The organism is Streptomyces pratensis, from assembly GCF_037137275.1.
Taxonomy (GTDB): domain Bacteria; phylum Actinomycetota; class Actinomycetes; order Streptomycetales; family Streptomycetaceae; genus Streptomyces; species Streptomyces pratensis_B.
In genome coordinates this window covers 43529-59334 of record NZ_JBBBEN010000046.1, presented here as the reverse complement: position 1 = coordinate 59334, position 15806 = coordinate 43529, and the positions used below count along the sequence as shown (strand labels likewise).

Annotated in this window: 16 protein-coding genes and 1 tRNA gene; 8 read left to right on the top strand and 9 right to left on the bottom strand. The window is 72.1% G+C overall.

Translation table 11 applies throughout. The annotated features are described in order from the left end of the window. The 4 genes from V9U70_RS01695 to V9U70_RS01680 all read right to left on the bottom strand — a co-directional run. On the bottom strand, positions 1-625 hold a 625-nt coding region (locus V9U70_RS01695; RefSeq protein WP_336672611.1), incomplete at its 3' end, for an IS110 family transposase. 284 nt (positions 626-909) lie between these two features. After that, positions 910-1224: a DUF202 domain-containing protein gene (locus V9U70_RS01690; RefSeq protein WP_336672608.1), complete on the bottom strand. Its 315-nt coding sequence runs from the start codon at positions 1222-1224 to the stop codon at positions 910-912. Then, positions 1221-1616 carry a YidH family protein gene (locus V9U70_RS01685; RefSeq protein WP_336672607.1) on the bottom strand — a complete coding sequence of 132 codons (396 nt, stop codon included), beginning with the start codon at positions 1614-1616 and terminating at the stop codon, positions 1221-1223. Before V9U70_RS01685 ends, V9U70_RS01690 begins: the two co-directional genes overlap by 4 nt. A 140-nt stretch (positions 1617-1756) precedes the next feature. Continuing rightward, a complete protein-coding gene (locus V9U70_RS01680; RefSeq protein WP_336672606.1) occupies positions 1757-2269 on the bottom strand; it encodes an NUDIX domain-containing protein in 513 nt (170 codons plus the stop codon). 188 nt (positions 2270-2457) lie between these two features. On the opposite strand from V9U70_RS01680, the gene V9U70_RS01675 reads away from it, so the two are divergent. Further along, complete coding sequence (locus tag V9U70_RS01675; protein WP_336672605.1) at positions 2458-4116, top strand: FAD-binding dehydrogenase; 1659 nt, start codon at positions 2458-2460, stop codon at positions 4114-4116. Positions 4117-4320: 204 nt separating this feature from the next. On the opposite strand, the gene V9U70_RS01670 is transcribed toward V9U70_RS01675, so the two are convergent. Then, entirely contained in the window at positions 4321-4785 is a 465-nt protein-coding gene (locus V9U70_RS01670) for an ASCH domain-containing protein (RefSeq protein WP_336672604.1), read from the bottom strand. A 216-nt stretch (positions 4786-5001) separates the two neighbouring features. Between V9U70_RS01670 and V9U70_RS01665 the strand changes: the two genes are divergently transcribed. After that, complete coding sequence (locus V9U70_RS01665) at positions 5002-5973, top strand: hypothetical protein (protein WP_336672603.1); 972 nt, start codon at positions 5002-5004, stop codon at positions 5971-5973. Positions 5974-6019: 46 nt separating this feature from the next. After that, positions 6020-7591, top strand: coding sequence for an APC family permease (locus tag V9U70_RS01660; protein WP_336672602.1), 1572 nt, complete (start codon positions 6020-6022; stop codon positions 7589-7591). Positions 7592-7761: 170 nt separating this feature from the next. Here the strand turns inward: V9U70_RS01660 and V9U70_RS01655 are convergent, their stop codons facing one another. Beyond that, positions 7762-9159, bottom strand: coding sequence for a GntP family permease (locus V9U70_RS01655; RefSeq protein WP_336672601.1), 1398 nt, complete (start codon positions 9157-9159; stop codon positions 7762-7764). Positions 9160-9170: 11 nt separating this feature from the next. Beyond that, a complete protein-coding gene (locus V9U70_RS01650; protein WP_336672600.1) occupies positions 9171-9680 on the bottom strand; it encodes a gluconokinase in 510 nt (169 codons plus the stop codon). Between the two features lie 129 nt (positions 9681-9809). Here V9U70_RS01650 and V9U70_RS01645 point away from each other — a divergent pair, with 129 nt between their 5' ends. From V9U70_RS01645 to V9U70_RS01635, 3 genes are all read left to right on the top strand, one after another. Then, positions 9810-10511, top strand: coding sequence for a FadR/GntR family transcriptional regulator (locus tag V9U70_RS01645; RefSeq protein WP_336672599.1), 702 nt, complete (start codon positions 9810-9812; stop codon positions 10509-10511). 125 nt (positions 10512-10636) lie between these two features. Further along, entirely contained in the window at positions 10637-11722 is a 1086-nt protein-coding gene (locus V9U70_RS01640) for an S-(hydroxymethyl)mycothiol dehydrogenase (RefSeq protein ID WP_336672598.1), read from the top strand. Beyond that, complete coding sequence (locus tag V9U70_RS01635; RefSeq protein WP_336672597.1) at positions 11722-12351, top strand: MBL fold metallo-hydrolase; 630 nt, start codon at positions 11722-11724, stop codon at positions 12349-12351. The genes V9U70_RS01640 and V9U70_RS01635 overlap by 1 nt, the downstream gene beginning before the upstream one ends. A 13-nt stretch (positions 12352-12364) precedes the next feature. Here V9U70_RS01635 and V9U70_RS01630 read toward each other — a convergent pair whose 3' ends face one another. Together V9U70_RS01630 and V9U70_RS01625 are read right to left on the bottom strand one after the other, a co-directional pair. Then, a complete protein-coding gene (locus V9U70_RS01630) occupies positions 12365-13303 on the bottom strand; it encodes a pseudouridine synthase (protein ID WP_336672595.1) in 939 nt (312 codons plus the stop codon). Between the two features lie 455 nt (positions 13304-13758). Continuing rightward, positions 13759-13843, bottom strand: a tRNA-Leu gene (locus V9U70_RS01625). Positions 13844-14026: 183 nt separating this feature from the next. On the opposite strand from V9U70_RS01625, the gene V9U70_RS01620 reads away from it, so the two are divergent. Continuing rightward, a complete protein-coding gene (locus V9U70_RS01620) occupies positions 14027-15361 on the top strand; it encodes a M20/M25/M40 family metallo-hydrolase (protein ID WP_336672594.1) in 1335 nt (444 codons plus the stop codon). A 141-nt stretch (positions 15362-15502) separates the two neighbouring features. Continuing rightward, positions 15503-15736, top strand: coding sequence for a chaplin ChpH (gene chpH / locus V9U70_RS01615; protein WP_003970136.1), 234 nt, complete (start codon positions 15503-15505; stop codon positions 15734-15736). Positions 15737-15806 lie beyond the last annotated feature (70 nt).

The window sequence follows — 15806 nt, the reverse complement described above, 5'->3', positions numbered from 1 at the left end:
TCGGGCGGATCAGTTCCACGAGTCTGCGGCGACCGGCTTTGCGCAGGGCGGCCGGGGAGCCGTAACGCTCCAGGAGCCAGGTGACGGCCTGGTGGTCCAGGCGCGGTCCGAGGACGCGTTCGAGGCTGGGGTGGAACTGGGTGAGCAGTCCGCGTATCCGGTTGCTGGTGCGGGTGGTCTCGGCCGCAAGGTCTTGGTCGAAGCCGACGAGTACGGTGAGCTCGGCGGTGATCTCGTCGGTCAGCTCCAGCGAGCGCAGGGTGTGTGGCATGGTGCGGGCCGCGTCCGCGATCACGGCCGCGTCCTTGGCGTCGGTCTTGGCCTCGCCGGGGTAGAGGTCGGCGATCCGGCGCATCGCCAGGCCGGGCAGGTAGGCGACCTTGCAGCCCGCATTGCGGGCGACGGTCAGGGGCAGGGCGCCGATGGAGGCAGGCTGGTCCACGATCACCAGGACGGTGCCGAACTTCGCGGCCAGTTTGTCGAACACGGCCCGCAGCTTCGGCTCGCTGTTGGGCAGCTGCTTGTCGAAGACCTTTTTTCCGGCCGGGGTGAGCCCGTGGCCGTGATGGGTGCTCTTGCCGACGTCCAGGCCGAGGAACACGCCCACGTCTTCGGTGTCGAACATGCCGCCCTTCCAGAGGGTGTTGTCGGTGCCGGCCTCGGCTTCGGTGTCGTACTCGCGCATCCACGTTATGCAGACCTGCCATCCGCGAGCTGTCCGGCGTTGCGCCGGACGGGGTGGCGGCCGGACCTCTGATCAGCGTCTCCGACGGACACCTCCCGGGCCCGGTGACACCACCCCCCAGGTCATCCGTTCGACAGGGGGACACAGTCATGCCGGGCCCGGAGGCCAGCGGCCCCATTGCAGGACCGCGAAAAACATAACGGGGGGCAGCCTGCCGGCCGCGGCTAGAACAGCATCGCCGCGGCGAACACCGCCAGCGCCACCGTGCACAGCGCCGTCGTCAGCGCCCCGCGCGGCGCAAGCGTCTCCGGCCGGGCCACCTCCATCGCCAGCACCCGGCGGTGGGCCACCCGCAGCAGCCCCAGCCAGGCCAGTGCGCTGAGCGCCACCGCGACCAGAGCCGTCGGGGCCGCGCCGCCGTGCAGCGCCTGCCGTACCGCGAGCAGCGCCACCACCGTGGCGGACAACGTCGTGCGCCGCCAGGCCAGCCGGGTCCGCTCGGGCTGGAGCCCGGGGTCCCGGTCCGGCGTGCCGGTCACCGGCCTTCCCAGCCGAAGAGGACCACCACCACCATCGCCACGGCGACGACGGCGACCGTGAGACTCAGCAGGGTCGGGAAGCGGGAGACCGGCAGGTCCTCCCCGCGCCGCATCGCGCGCTCGCACCGCACCCAGTGGTTGACCGCCCGCAGCGCGCACAGCACCCCGGCGGCCAGCAGCCCCAGCGCGAGCCCCGCCCGCACGCCCCACGCCAGCTCCGGCAGGAACTGGTCGACGGCGAAGCCGCCGCCGATCAGGGCCAGAGCCGTCCGAATCCAGGCCAGGAACGTGCGCTCGTTGGCCAGCGAGAACCGGTAGTCGGGGGTGTCCCCCTCCTGCCGGACCCGCTGCGGCGCGAGCCACAGCCGTACGCTCTGCGCGATCCTGTTCACAGAAGCACCCTACGGGCATCTGCCCGGCCCCCGCCGGGTGCGCGCGGGCGGCCGCCGAGGGGCGGCGACGATCGACTCGCCGACCGCCGACTCGCCGACCGCGCCGGGCCGCGCCGAGCGGTCGCGCTGCCGCGACGCGGTCACGGCGGAAGGCGGAACGCGCGCAGCCGCCGGTAGGCCTCCAGACCGTCGGGGACCCACGCCCGTCCGTCCAGGCGCCGCTCCAGTCGCGCGTCGTCCCAGAAGGCGTGCCAGGCGACCTCCTCGGCCTGCGGTCGCACCGGGGACTCGCACCGCACCTGGTAGACAGCGGTCCACCAGGTGTGCTCGGCGCTGGTGTAGAGGAACCGGAACAACGGCTCGGGCCGGGGGAGCCCGGTGACCCCGAGCTCCTCCTCCGCCTCGCGCAGCGCGGCCTCCTCGTACGTCTCGCCCGCGCCCACGACCCCGCCGACGAACATGTCGTAGCACGAGGGGAACACCGGCTTGACCGGCGTACGGCGGTGGACGAAGACCCGCCCCTCGGCGTCGCGGACCTCGACGGACACACAGCGGTGGCGCAGCCTCCGCGCGGTCGCCTCCCCTCGCCGGGCCTGCCCGACGACCTCGTCGTTCTCGTCGACGATGTCCAGCATCTCGTCGGAGGGCTTCATGCGGACCATCCAACCGCACCCGGACGGTTGACGTGGCGGCGACCGGTGCCCAAGATCTGACGCACGGGTAACTTGGCCGCCGTCCTGCGGGCGGTGACCGGGCCGACCGCCCCGCGCCTCCCGGGCCCCCGCCCGGGCCGCCGGAACGCCCTCGGAACTTCCCGAGCTCTGCCGACAGGAGGGAAACCATGGCGTACGACGCTGATGTGATCGTGATCGGGGCGGGGCTCGCGGGACTGGTCGCCGCCGCCGAGCTGGCCGACGCCGGACGTTCGGTGATCGTCCTCGACCAGGAGCCCGAGCAGTCCATCGGCGGCCAGGCCCACTGGTCCTTCGGCGGCCTCTTCCTCGTGGACTCGCCCGAACAGCGCCGACTGCGGATCAAGGACAGCCGGGAGCTGGCCCTCCAGGACTGGCTCGGCACGGCCGGGTTCGACCGGGAGCGGGAGGACCGGTGGCCTCGCAGATGGGCCGAGGCGTACGTCGACTTCGCCGCCGGCGAGAAGCGTTCCTGGCTGCGTCAGCAGGGGTTGCGGATCTTCCCGGTCGTCGGCTGGGCGGAGCGCGGCGGCTACGACGCGAACGGCCACGGGAACTCGGTGCCCCGCTTCCACATCACCTGGGGCACCGGCCCCGGCGTCGTCGCCCCCTTCGAACGGCGGGTGCGCGCGGGCATCGCCGGGGGGCTGGTCCAGCTGAGGTTCCGCCACCGCGTCACCGGCCTCGCCCGCACCGCCGGGGCGCTCGACACGGTCACCGGCGAGATCCTGGTGCCCAGCGGCGCCGAACGGGGCACGGCGAGCAGCCGAGAGGTCACCGGCGGTTTCGCGCTGAAGGCCCAGGCGGTGATCATCACCTCCGGTGGCATCGGCGGCAACCACGATCTCGTCCGCGCCCAGTGGCCGGAGCGTCTCGGCCGCCCGCCCGAGCGGATGCTCTCCGGGGTGCCCGCGCACGTCGACGGGCTGATGCTCGCCATCGCGGAGAAGGCGGGCGCCCACCACGTCAACCGCGACCGGATGTGGCACTACACCGAGGGCATCGAGAACTGGAACCCGATCTGGGCCGAGCACGGCATCCGCATCCTGCCCGGCCCCTCGTCCCTCTGGCTCGACGCGCGCGGCAGACGGCTGCCGGTCCCGCTCTTCCCCGGCTTCGACACGCTCGGCACCCTGGAACACATCATGGGGTCCGGGCACGGCTACACCTGGTTCGTCCTCAACCAGCGTGTCATCGGCAAGGAGTTCGCGCTCTCCGGCTCCGAGCAGAACCCGGACCTGACCGGCAAGTCGGTCCGCGCCGTGATCGGCCGGGCCCGCGCGGAGGTGCCCGCACCCGTCAAGGCGTTCATGGACCACGGAGTGGACTTCGTCGTAGAGAAGGACCTCGGCGCGCTCGTCCGCGGTATGAACGCGGTCAGCGGCGACGACCTGATCGACGAGGAGAGCCTGCGCCGCGAGATCACCGCCCGCGACCGGGAGATCGCCAACCCCTTCACCAAGGACCTCCAGGTCACTGCGGTCCACGGAGCCCGCGCCTACCTGGGCGACCGGCTCGTCCGCACGGCGAAGCCGCACCGGCTCCTGGACCCGGCGGCGGGCCCGCTGATCGCCGTCCGGCTGAACATCCTCACCCGCAAGTCCCTGGGCGGCCTGGAGACGGACCTCTCTTCCCGCGTCCTGACCGCGGACGGCACACCGCTGCCCGGCCTGTACGCGGCGGGCGAGGCGGCGGGCTTCGGCGGCGGCGGCGTCCACGGCTACCGCTCCCTGGAAGGCACCTTCCTGGGCGGCTGCATCTTCTCCGGCCGGGCGGCGGGACGGGCGGCGGCGGACGCGACGGCGTGACCCGGAACGCCGGCCCGCCGCGCTCCCGTCGTCCGGCGGCCGAGGAGCGGGCGGCGGGCCGGGGGCAGCGTCCGCTACCGACCTCCGACGGAACGTCCCCGTCCGCGACGCGCGGCCTCCAGCCGTCGGGTCCGGGTTCCGCGGCCTCCAGCCGTCGGTTCCGGCCCGCAGCCCCGTGGGCCGGGGCTCGCGGTCCTCGCGCCCTCAGCCCGCGGACGGCGCCGGGCTCGCGTCGGCGGCGTCCCCGTCCAGCCGCTCAACCACCCGGAACCGCTCCACCACGAGCAGCGTCCCGTCGTTCACCCTGAACCCCGGGTCCCCCATCGCCTCCCGCATCTCCACGCTGTGCCAGAACGCCTCGTGCCCCGCCCGCCACTCGGCCACCGACGTGTACCCCTCGCCCTCGTCCAGCGCGTGCCGCAGATCGACCGCCCCGAGCGGCAGCACCCGTACGTCGGTCAACTCGATCACCGCGACCTCCCGGCCGTCCGAGTCGATCAGCGCGGAGCGCTCGCCCACCGGCGGCAACTCCTCGCCCTCCAGCTGGTACTCGGCGAGCAGGCCGGTGGTCGACACCTTCTCGCCGGTCAGCACGGCCGCCACCAACCGGTCCCGCAGAGGGCCGGGGAAGGCGAGGAGGAAGGGCTGCAAGGGTTCTCGGTGCTCCATCCCGCCAGTGTGGCAGCCGCCGCGGCCACCTCGCCCGTCCGACCGGGGCCGTCGCCGCCCGGGGGAGGCGACGGCCCCGCCCGCCCACCCAGAACAAGCCAACTCTGCTGCATTCCCTTGCAGTTGACGCAAGACGGCTCTTGACGTGGAGTGCGGCATGCCGCTTTGCTGTGCGCGATCGACTGCTCGCACACCGCATCGAAAGAAGTCCGCGGCATGCCCCCGCCCCCGCCGCCCCTGGGCCGCTCCCGCCGTAGGGGCGGCCGCTCGGAGCACGGTTTCGACCCGGCTCTCGACGACGGTGAGCTCATCGCTGTTCGCGACCGGTTCACCCAGGGGAGATGGGCCGACGCGCGCACCCTGCTCGTGGCCACGGGGCAGGACTGGGACCGTCGCGGGCACCGGCTCCTGGCCCTCGCGGAAACCTCGTCCGCCGTCGACTGGGCCGGCGACTGGCTGCTGGCCGAGCCCGAGAGCACCGACGCGGCGACCCTCCTGGGGTGCGCCTGCGTCGCCCGCGCCCTGCGCCCCAAAGCCCGCCCGGAGGACTGCGTCCGCGCTCGGGAAACCTGTCTGGCGGCAGCCCGGCTCACCCCAAAGGACCCCACGCCCTGGCTCGCGCTGCTCCTCCTGGACCGGGGCCGCGACGGCGGCGGCGACCAGAGCGGCAGGCTGTTCGAGGAGGTGCGCTCCCGCCACCCCGACCACCACCACGCCCACCACGTGATGACCGCCCTGCTGGCCGAGAGCCGCCCCGAGACCGGTCAGGACCCGCTCCACGAGGTGTACGACTTCGCCGCCTGGGCCGCTGAGAAGGCCCCGGCCGACTCCCCGCTGGCGGTTCTCCCGGTGGTCGCGCACGCAGAGCGCTACCGGGTCCTGGCCGCCGCCGGTCTGGAGCCGGCCGACCCGACGACGTCCGAGCACTGGTCGGGGCGCCGGGCCCGGCAGGTGCTGAAGACCGCCTTCGACTGGTGGCTGGAGTGGGAGCGGGAGGACCACCCCCGCCACCGCGTCGACCTCAACTTCCTCGCTCACGCGAAGGTCTGCGAGCGCCGGCCCGCCGAGGCCGCCGCCCTGTTCCACCGCATCGGCGAGTACGCCACCGCCTCGCCCTGGTCGTATTCCGGCCGCGAGCCCCGTGCCGCGTTCGCCGCCGCCCGCAGTTACGCGCTCGGCGCCCCGTGACGCCGGCCGCGAACACGCCACCACCGAAGAAGGGACCCACCCCGCCATGTCGACGGGCAGATCATTCACCAGCGATACCGGCACCCCCAGGGTGACGAGCGGTACCGGCGGGATCAACACCTACAAGGGCGAGGAAAGCGCCCTGCGCGCCAACCGGCTCGGCACCCCCGGCCTGCTCCTGTCGGTGGTCGCGGCCAGCGCGCCCCTGATGGTCGTCGCCGGGGTGATGCCGACGGTCTTCGGCGTGATGGGCATCGTCGGCCAGCCGCTCCTCTACATCATCCTCGGCCTCGTCCTGATCCTCTTCAGCGTCGGATACGCGGAGATGAGCCGGCACGTCCACAACGCCGGCGCCTTCTACGCGTACATCGCGCGCGGACTCGGCCCGACCGCCGGCGCCGGCGCGTCGCTCGTGGCCCTGGTCGCGTACAGCGCGATGCAGGTCGGCATCTACGGGATTCTCGGCTTCGAGGTCTCCGGCATCTTCGCCACGTACCTCGACATCGACGTGCGCTGGTGGATACCGGCCCTGGTCTCCGCGGTCGTGGTCGGCGCCCTCGGCTGGCTGAAGATCGACCTCAACGCCAAGGTGCTCGGCGTCCTGCTGGTCATCGAGTGCGCCCTCGTGGTGATCTTCGACATCGCCGCCGTGAGCAAGCCGGGCCCGGAGGGCCTGTCGCTGCACGCCTTCAACCCCGAGACCCTCGCCGGAGCGGGGCTCGGCACCGCGCTCTGCTTCTGCATCGCCGCGTTCGTCGGCTTCGAGCAGGCGCCCGTGTACGCCGAGGAGACCAGCCGCCCGCAGGTCGTGGTGTCCCGGGTGATGTTCCTCGCCGTGGGCTACGCCGCGCTGTTCCTCGCCATCAGTTCCTGGGCCCTGACCGTGGCCGCCGGACCCGGCTTCATCGCCGACACCTCCCTCAAGGAGGGCCCCGGCCTGCTGTTCGGCCTCACGGAGGAGCGGCTCGGCTCCACCTTCACCGACGTGCTCCACGTCCTCTTCGTCACCGGCATGTTCGCGGCGCTGCTCAGCTTCCACAACGTCGTCGCCCGGTACGCGTTCGCGATGGGCCGCGAGGGCCTGCTGCCCGCCCGGTTCGGCCGCACCAACCGGGCGAGCGGCGCCCCCGGCACCGGGTCGCTCCTCCAGTCCGCGGTCTCCGTCGTGGTCGTGCTGGCCTTCGCGCTGACCGACGACAACCCGGTCGGCGACCCCACCGCCCCCGTCCTGCGGCTGTTCACCTGGATGGGCAACGTCGGAGCGCTCGGCATCATTCTGCTGATGGCCGCCGCCTCGTTCGCCGTCATCGCCTTCTTCGTCAAGCGCGGCGCGGGCCGCGCACAGGCCCCGCGCCTGGTCGCCTCCGCCCTGGCCGGACTGGCCCTCCTGTCGATCGCGGCCTTCACCATCCGCGACTTCGACGTCCTCGTCGGCTCGGGCCCCGGCTCGGCCCTCGACTGGCTGCTCCCCGGCGTCATCGTCCTCGCCCTCGTGGGGGGACTCGTCTACGGAGCCGTCCTGCGCTCGGTCAAGCCCGAGGTGCACGCCCGTATCGGCCTCGGCAACGAGGCGTTCCAGCTGGAGAAGGCGGCCGAGCGCGAGACCGCCCGCCACTGAGGCCGCCGTGTCCGTGCGCGTGCGGGTCGCCACCCGCACGCGCACGGAGAAGACGCACGCGCACGGAAAACGCGCACGCGCCCACCCCGTACGGGGGGCGGGCGCGTGCGTCCTCCCCTTGCGCGTGCTGCTGCCGGGCCTCGCCCGGCGAGCGGGGCCCGGTCACCTCGCTAGAACAACAGCGACAGCAGCAGGATGAAGGCCATGGCCACCACGGAGATGAGGGTCTCCATCACCGACCAGGTCTTCACCGTCTGGCCGACGTCCATCCCGAAGTACTCCTTCACCAGCCAGAACCCCGCGTCGTTGACATGGCTGAAGAAGAGCGAGCCGGCCCCGACGGCGAGCACCAGCAGGGCCGCGTGGGAGGTCGACATGTCGGCGGCCAGCGGGGCGACCAGACCGGCGGCGGAGATGGTGGCGACGGTGGCGGAGCCGGTCGCGAGGCGGATCGCGACGGCGATGAGCCAGCCGAGCAGCAGCGCGGGGATCGACCAGCTCTCGGAGAAGTCGAGGATCATCCGGCCCACCCCGGCGTCGATCAGCGTCTGCTTGAAACCGCCGCCCGCGCCGACGATCAGCAGGATTCCGGCGATGGGGGCGAGGGACTTCTCCACGGTGCCGGAGATCCGGTCCTTGGTGAACCCGGCGGCCCGGCCGAGGGTGAACATCCCGACGAGCACGGCCGCGAGCAGGGCGATCAGCGGTGAGCCGATCACGTCGGTGACCCGCTGCACGGTGTTCGACGGGTCGTCCACGACGATCTCGACGAGCGCCTTCGCCAGCATCAGGACGACCGGCAGCAGAATGGTCGCCAGGGTCGCGCCGAAACTGGGGCGGCGCTCCAGGTCCTCGGACGGGCGCTGCGGGATCAGATTCTCCGGCGGCTCGATGTCCACCCAGCGTGCGGCGTAGCGGGCGAACAGCGGACCGGCGATGATCACGGTCGGGACGGCCACCAGCACGCCGAGCGCCAGTGTCACGCCGAGGTTGGCGTCCAGGGCGTCGATCGCCACGAGCGGGCCCGGGTGCGGCGGCACGAGCCCGTGCATCACGGAGAGCCCGGCCAACGCCGGTATGCCGATCCGCATCAGGGAGTAGCCGCCGCGCTTCGCGACGAGCAGCACCACTGGAATCATTAGCACGATCCCGACCTCGAAGAACAGCGGCAGACCGATGATCGAGGCGATCAGGACCATGGCCCAGGGCATGGCCCGTCCGCCGGCCCGCGCCAGGATGGTGTCGACGACCTGGTCGGCCCCGCCGGAGTCGGCGAGCAGCTTGCCCAGAATGGCGCCGAGCGCGATGAGGACGCCGACGCCCGCGACGGTGGAGCCGAGGCCCGCGGAGAAGCTGGTGATCGTGGAGGCCGGCGCGGCCCCGGCGAAGGAGCCGAGCGCCAGCGAACCGATGGTCAGCGCCAGGAACGCGTGCGTCCTGAGCTTGGTGATGAGAAGAACGATGACGGATATGCCCGCCAGGACGGCGATGCCCAGCTGCGCGTTGCCTGCCGAGGTGATCGGTTCGGCGGCGTCCGCTGCCAGCATCTCGACGCTGAGACTGGTCACGGCGGCGGTCCTCAGGTGTCCAGCCGGCGCAGCGCGGCGACGGCTCGCTGAACGATGTCCTCGGGCGCGCCGGACACGTCGACGCTCACCCCCGCCTCGTCGGCCTGGAGCGGCTGAAGTGCAGCGAACTGCGAGTCGAGCAGGGCGGTGGGCATGAAGTGGCCCTTGCGGCCCGCCATCCGCTCCTCGATGAGCGACCGGTCGCCCCTCAGGTGCAGGAAGACGGCGCCCGGGGCCCCGGCCCGCAGCCGGTCGCGGTAGGACCGCTTGAGAGCCGAGCTGCTGACGACTCCGCCGAGCCCCGCCCGCCCGTGCGCCCACCGCCCGATGGCGTCGAGCCAGGGCCGGCGGTCGTCGTCGTCCAGAGGGGTGCCGGCCGACATCTTGGCGATGTTCGCCGGTGGGTGGAAGTCGTCGCCCTCGGCGTAGGGAACGCCGAGTTCGGTGGCGAGCAGGCGACCGATCGTGGTCTTGCCGGTTCCTGCCACGCCCATCACCACGACGACGTGAGGGGTGCTCATGGGTGCCTCGCTGTCTTCTTCGACATCGGTCCGTCGTGCCACTGAAACCTATGAGGTACGACGTATTCAAGAGTCTGTGATGTAAACGTCGTACTTTTGCTGTCGAGGGTCGGCCCGTAGGCTTGCCCCATGACCGCACAGAGCCAGGGACTGCATACCTATGTGCTGGACACCCTGGGTCTGGAGATCTCCTCCGGCCAGTGCCCGCCCGGCAGCGTCCTACGCACCGACGAGCTGGCCCAGCGCTTCGACGTCTCCCGCACGGTCGTCCGCGAAGTGGTCCGGGTCCTGGAATCGATGCATCTGGTCGAGTCCCGCCGCCGGGTCGGGGTGACCGTCCGCCCCGCCGCCACCTGGAACGTCTACGACCCCCAGGTCATCCGCTGGCGGCTGGCCGGCGCCGACCGCCCCCGGCAGCTCCGCTCCCTCACCGTGCTGCGCTCCGCGATCGAGCCGGTCGCCGCGGGACTCGCCGCTCGCCACGCCACCGCCGAGCAGTGCGCCCGGCTCACCGAACGCGCCCTCGGCATGGTCGCGACCTCGCGCGGCCGACGGCTGGAGGACTACCTCGAACACGACATCGCCTTCCACCGGATCGTCCTCGACGCCTCCGGCAACGAGATGTTCGCCCGCCTGGGGGACGTGGTCGCCGAAGTGCTCGCGGGCCGCACCCACCATCAGGTGATGTTCGAGGACCCCGACCCGGCCGCCGTCACCCTGCACGTCCGGCTCGCCGAGGCGGTCCGCGAGGGTGACCCGGAGGCGGCCGAGCGGATCACCAAGGAGATCGCGGTCGGCGCGCTGCACGAACTGGACGTACTGGCTCCGTAGCCTCCCTGCGGAGGTACGGGCCGACGCGGGCGTCCCTCGCGGCGCGGCGCCACGACCCCCTCACGAGGCGTACGGTTGTTCGCGTTCGATCTTCGCGAAAGCCCAGGAGCAGGGAGAGCACGGATATGGCGCAGCAGGTGCAAGGAGTCATCGCACCGGGGAAGGACGAGCCGGTACGGGTCGAGACGATCGTGATCCCGGACCCCGGCCCCGGCGAGGCCGTCGTGAAGATCCAGGCCTGCGGCGTCTGCCACACGGACCTGCACTACAAGCAGGGCGGCATCGCCGACACGTTCCCCTTCCTCCTCGGCCACGAGGCGGCGGGCGTCGTGGAGTCGGTCGGCGACGGGGTCACGGACGTCGCCCCGGGTGACTTCGTCATCCTCAACTGGCGTGCCGTGTGCGGTCAGTGCCGTGCCTGCCTGCGCGGCCGGCCGTGGTACTGCTTCGACACCCACAACGCGCGCCAGAGGATGACCCTCCTGGACGGGACGGAGCTGTCGCCCGCCCTGGGCATCGGCGCGTTCGCCGAGAAGACCCTCGTGGCCTCCGGCCAGTGCACCAAGGTCGACCCAGAGGTCTCCCCGGCCGTCGCCGGGCTCCTGGGCTGCGGCGTCATGGCGGGCATCGGGGCGGCGATCAACACCGGCCAGGTCGGCCGCGGCGACTCGGTCGCCGTCATCGGCTGCGGCGGGGTCGGCGACGCCGCCATCGCCGGTGCGAGGCTGGCCGGCGCGGCGAAGATCATCGCGGTCGACGTCGACGACCGCAAGCTGGACAAGGCCAGGACGATGGGCGCCACCCACACCGTCAACTCCCGCTCCACCGACCCCGTCGAGGCCATCCGTGGCTTCACCGGCGGCAACGGCGCGGACGTCGTCATCGAGGCCGTCGGCCGCCCCGAGACCTACCAGCAGGCCTTCTACGCCCGCGACCTCGCCGGAACGGTCGTCCTGGTCGGCGTCCCCACCCCCGAGATGAAGATCGAGCTGCCCCTCCTGGACGTCTTCGGCCGCGGCGGCTCGCTCAAATCGTCCTGGTACGGCGACTGCCTGCCCTCGCGCGACTTCCCGATGCTCGTCGACCTGCACCAGCAGGGCCGCCTGGACCTGGCGGCCTTCGTCACCGAGACCATCGGCCTGGGCGACGTCGAGCAGGCCTTCGCCCGGATGCACGACGGCGACGTCCTGCGTTCGGTGGTGGTCCTCTGATGGCCGCCCGCATCGACCACCTGGTCACCTCCGGCACCTTCGCCCTCGACGGCGGCGAGTGGGACGTCGACAACAACGTCTGGATCGTCGGCGACGACACCGAGGCGATCGTCATCGACGCCGCGCACGACGCCACCGCCATCCGGGAGGCGCTCGGCGGACGCACGCTGCGCGCCATCGTCTGCACCCACGCGCACAACGACCACATCGACGCCGCTCCGGCCCTCGCGGACGCGACCGGCGCCCCGATCCTGCTGCACCCGGACGACCTCCCGCTCTGGCGGCAGACACACCCCGACCGGGACCCCGACGGCGAACTGGCCGACGGTCAGGAGCTGGAGGTCGCCGGCACCACCCTCACCGTCCTGCACACCCCGGGCCACGCCCCCGGCGCGGTCTGCCTCCACGCCCCCGCCCTCGCCACCGTCTTCACCGGCGACACGCTCTTCCAGGGCGGCCCCGGCGCCACGGGCCGGTCCTTCTCGCACTTCCCGACCATCATCGACTCGATCCGGGACCGGCTGCTCACCCTGCCCGGTGACACCGCCGTGCGCACCGGCCACGGCGACCCCACCACGATCGGCGCGGAGGCCCCGCAGCTCGACGAGTGGATCAGGCGCGGCCACTGAGGCCCCGCGCGCCTCACCCCTCGGGCCAGGCGGAGAGCCGCAGCCCGCTCTCGAAGCGGCGCGGCTCTCCGTCGACCGGATCGGTGAACTCCAGCACCCGCGCCAGCAACTGCAACGGCCGGGAGAAGTCGCCCGGGGGCGGCTCCGGCGCCACCACCGGATACAGCGGATCGTGGACGATCGGCAGTCCCAGCGCGTGCATGTGGACCCTCAGCTGGTGGGTCCGCCCGGTCGCGGGCAGCAGCCGGTACCGCCCCAGCCCGCCCCGCCGCTCCAGCAGCTCCACCCGGCTCTCGCTGTTCGCCTCGCCCGCCTCCTGACGGGCGGCGAGCACCCCGCGCTCCTTCACGATCCGGCTCCGCACGGTCCGGGGCAGCTCCAGCCGCGGATCGTGCGGAGCCACCGCCTCGTACTCCTTGCGCACCAGCCGGTCCCGGAACAGCGTCTGGTACGCGCCCCGGTCCTCGGGCCGCACCACGAAGAGCACCAGCCCCGCCGTCAGCCGGTCCAGCCGGTGCGCGGGCTGCAACGCGGGCAGCTCCAGCTCCCGCCGGAGCCGGGCGACAGCGGTCTCGGTGATGTGCCGCCCCCGGGGCGTGGTCGCCAGGAAGTGCGGCTTGTCCGCGATCACGAGGCGCGCGTCCCGGTGAACGATCCCGACCGGGAAGGGCACCGGCTCCTCGGCGGCGAAGTCGCGGTGGAACCACAGGCACCGCCCCGGCGTGTACGGCTCATCGCCCCGCACGGCGTTCCCGTCGGCCCCCACGAACCGCCCGCCGTCGAGCATCGCCGCCACCTGCCCCGCCCCGATCGCCCCGCCGAACCGAGCGACCAGGTGCTCGCCGACCGAGGCCCAGGCCCCCTCCGCGTCCTCCGGCAGCCGCACCCGCACCGCGTCGATCCCGCCCCGCTGGGGGAGGGGCGCGGCGGGCGGCTTCCTGCGGCCCCTCATGAACGTGCCTCTCCGGTTCACTCCTGCTGTCTCAGCCCTCAGGGGGCTGTCGGACATGAGCCGGTCATCTGGCCGGCAACCTCCGACATTTTGACAGACGGCCGGCCGACCAGGCCCGGCGATGACGGCTCACCAGTGGGCCCTCGGCCTTCCGGGCCGGCCTGCACGCTCACTCCGCTGAGCCTTTGAAGGTGCTGGCGGTGTCTTCCCGGGTGAGTCCCCCCGTGGCCCCTTCGGCGGGTCTCACGTCCCAGGACAAGGCTGGCTGATTGACGGTGCTGTACGCCATACGGTCGATGGCGCGGAGTGTCAGAACCGGGGGAGTTCCTCAAAGGAGGGGGCGCCCGAACGCCCGCCGACGGCGCGTACCGCATCAGCCGGCCCCGGGCTGCAACGCGAAAACGCGGGTGGTGATCTTAGGGTCACCACCCGCGCACGCCATGTCTGTCATTAAGTGTCCGAGGGGGGACTTGAACCCCCACGCCCGATAAAGGGCACTAGCACCTCAAGCTAGCGCGTCTGCCATTCCGCCACCCGGACTAGGTGTCTGTCTCGCGGGCCCTGGCCCGTTCCGACGTGGAAAACCATAGCAAACATTCGAGGGTGCTCGATCACGCCCCGGGCGCGGTCGACGCCGGGGGAGGGGGCGCGGGCGGCCTTGGGCGTACGCCGTCGGCGCGGGAGGATGAGGGGGAGCACCAAGCGACAGTGGAAGGAACCAGCGTGAGCGAGAGCAGCACGGGCCGGACCGTCACCGGTGGCGACGCCGAGAGGGAGGTCGTGGACCTCTGTCGTGACCTGATCCGGATCGACACCAGCAACTACGGCGACCATTCCGGCCCCGGGGAGCGGCTCGCGGCCGAGTACGTCGCGGAGAAGCTCGCGGAGGTCGGCCTGGAGCCGAAGATCTTCGAGTCGCACAAGGGCCGGGCCTCCACCGTCGCCCGGATCGAGGGGGAGGACCCCTCCCGGCCGGCGCTGCTCATCCACGGGCACACCGACGTCGTCCCGGCCAACGCGGCGGACTGGACGCACGACCCGTTCTCGGGGGAGATCGCGGACGGGTGCGTGTGGGGCCGCGGCGCGGTCGACATGAAGGACATGGACGCTATGACCCTTGCGGTCGTCCGTGAGCGCATGCGCACCGGTCGCAAGCCCCCTCGCGACATCGTGCTGGCCTTCCTGGCGGACGAGGAGGCCGGCGGGACGTACGGGGCCCGCTATCTCGTCGACCACCACCCCGGGCTCTTCGAGGGCGTCACCGAGGCGATCAGCGAGGTCGGCGGCTTCTCCTTCACCGTCAACGAGAACCTGCGCCTCTACCTGGTGGAGACCGCCCAGAAGGGCATGCACTGGATGAAGCTCACCGTGGCCGGCACCGCCGGGCACGGGTCGATGATCCACAAGGACAACGCCATCACGGAGCTGTCCGAGGCCGTCGGGCGTCTGGGGCGGCACAAGTTCCCGGTGCGGGTCACCAAGACGCTGCGGCACTTCCTGGACGAGCTCTCCGACGCGCTGGGCACCGAGCTGGACCCGGAGAACATGGACGAGACGCTCGCCAAGCTGGGCGGCATCGCCAAGCTGATCGGAGCCTCCCTCCAGAACACCGCCAACCCCACGCAGCTCGGCGCGGGCTACAAGGTCAACGTCATCCCGGGCGAGGCGACCGCCCATGTGGACGGCCGCTACCTGCCGGGGCACGAGGAGGAGTTCCTCGCCGACCTGGACCGGATTCTCGGCCCCAACGTCCGGCGCGAGGACGTGCACGCGGACAAGGCGCTGGAGACCACGTTCGACGGCGCGCTGGTGGACGCGATGCAGACCGCGCTGGTCGCGGAGGACCCCATCGCCCGCGCCGTGCCGTACATGCTCTCGGCCGGCACCGACGCCAAGTCCTTCGACGACCTGGGCATCCGCGGCTTCGGCTTCGCCCCGCTGAAGCTGCCGCCGGAGCTGGACTTCGCCGGGATGTTCCACGGCGTCGACGAGCGGGTTCCGGTGGACGGTCTGCAGTTCGGCGTGCGGGTGCTCGACCGTTTCATCGACCACTCCTGACGCGCCCGCTCCCGATTCGCCCACGTGTGCGGTCATGTCCGAACGAGTGAAACGAGCCGTCCACACGTAGCTCCGCCACGCCCTCCTCGTTACAAGGTTTGCGGTCCGCGGCTGGGACCGCGTTTCCCACTAGGAGGAATAATGATCAAGAAGGTCGTCGCAGTTGCGGCTGCTACGGGTGGCCTCGTTCTCGCGGGTGCGGGCATGGCTTCCGCCGACGCGGGCGCCCAGGGTGCTGCCATCGGCAGCCCCGGCGTGCTCTCCGGCAACGTCGTCCAGGTCCCGGTCCACGTGCCGATCAACGTGTGCGGCAACACGGTCTCCGTGATCGGTCTGCTGAACCCCGCCTTCGGCAACACCTGCGTCAACGCGTGACGTTGTACGTCAGCCCGTAAGGGTTTGAGCTCGACCGGTCCCGGAACGCACGCCATGCGTTCCGGGACCG

Bases quoted from the DNA above. Each gene is read 5' to 3' on its own strand.
- V9U70_RS01635 (WP_336672597.1), top strand. From the start codon at position 11,722: ATGGCCGCCCGCATCGACCACCTGGTCACCTCCGGCACCTTCGCCCTC.
- chpH (WP_003970136.1), top strand. From the start codon at position 15,503: ATGATCAAGAAGGTCGTCGCAGTTGCGGCTGCTACGGGTGGCCTCGTT.
- V9U70_RS01680 (WP_336672606.1), bottom strand. From the start codon at position 2,269: ATGAAGCCCTCCGACGAGATGCTGGACATCGTCGACGAGAACGACGAG.
- V9U70_RS01675 (WP_336672605.1), top strand. From the start codon at position 2,458: ATGGCGTACGACGCTGATGTGATCGTGATCGGGGCGGGGCTCGCGGGA.
- V9U70_RS01630 (WP_336672595.1), bottom strand. From the start codon at position 13,303: ATGAGGGGCCGCAGGAAGCCGCCCGCCGCGCCCCTCCCCCAGCGGGGC.
- V9U70_RS01665 (WP_336672603.1), top strand. From the start codon at position 5,002: ATGCCCCCGCCCCCGCCGCCCCTGGGCCGCTCCCGCCGTAGGGGCGGC.
- V9U70_RS01660 (WP_336672602.1), top strand. From the start codon at position 6,020: ATGTCGACGGGCAGATCATTCACCAGCGATACCGGCACCCCCAGGGTG.
- V9U70_RS01640 (WP_336672598.1), top strand. From the start codon at position 10,637: ATGGCGCAGCAGGTGCAAGGAGTCATCGCACCGGGGAAGGACGAGCCG.
- V9U70_RS01650 (WP_336672600.1), bottom strand. From the start codon at position 9,680: ATGAGCACCCCTCACGTCGTCGTGGTGATGGGCGTGGCAGGAACCGGC.
- V9U70_RS01645 (WP_336672599.1), top strand. From the start codon at position 9,810: ATGACCGCACAGAGCCAGGGACTGCATACCTATGTGCTGGACACCCTG.
- V9U70_RS01670 (WP_336672604.1), bottom strand. From the start codon at position 4,785: ATGGAGCACCGAGAACCCTTGCAGCCCTTCCTCCTCGCCTTCCCCGGC.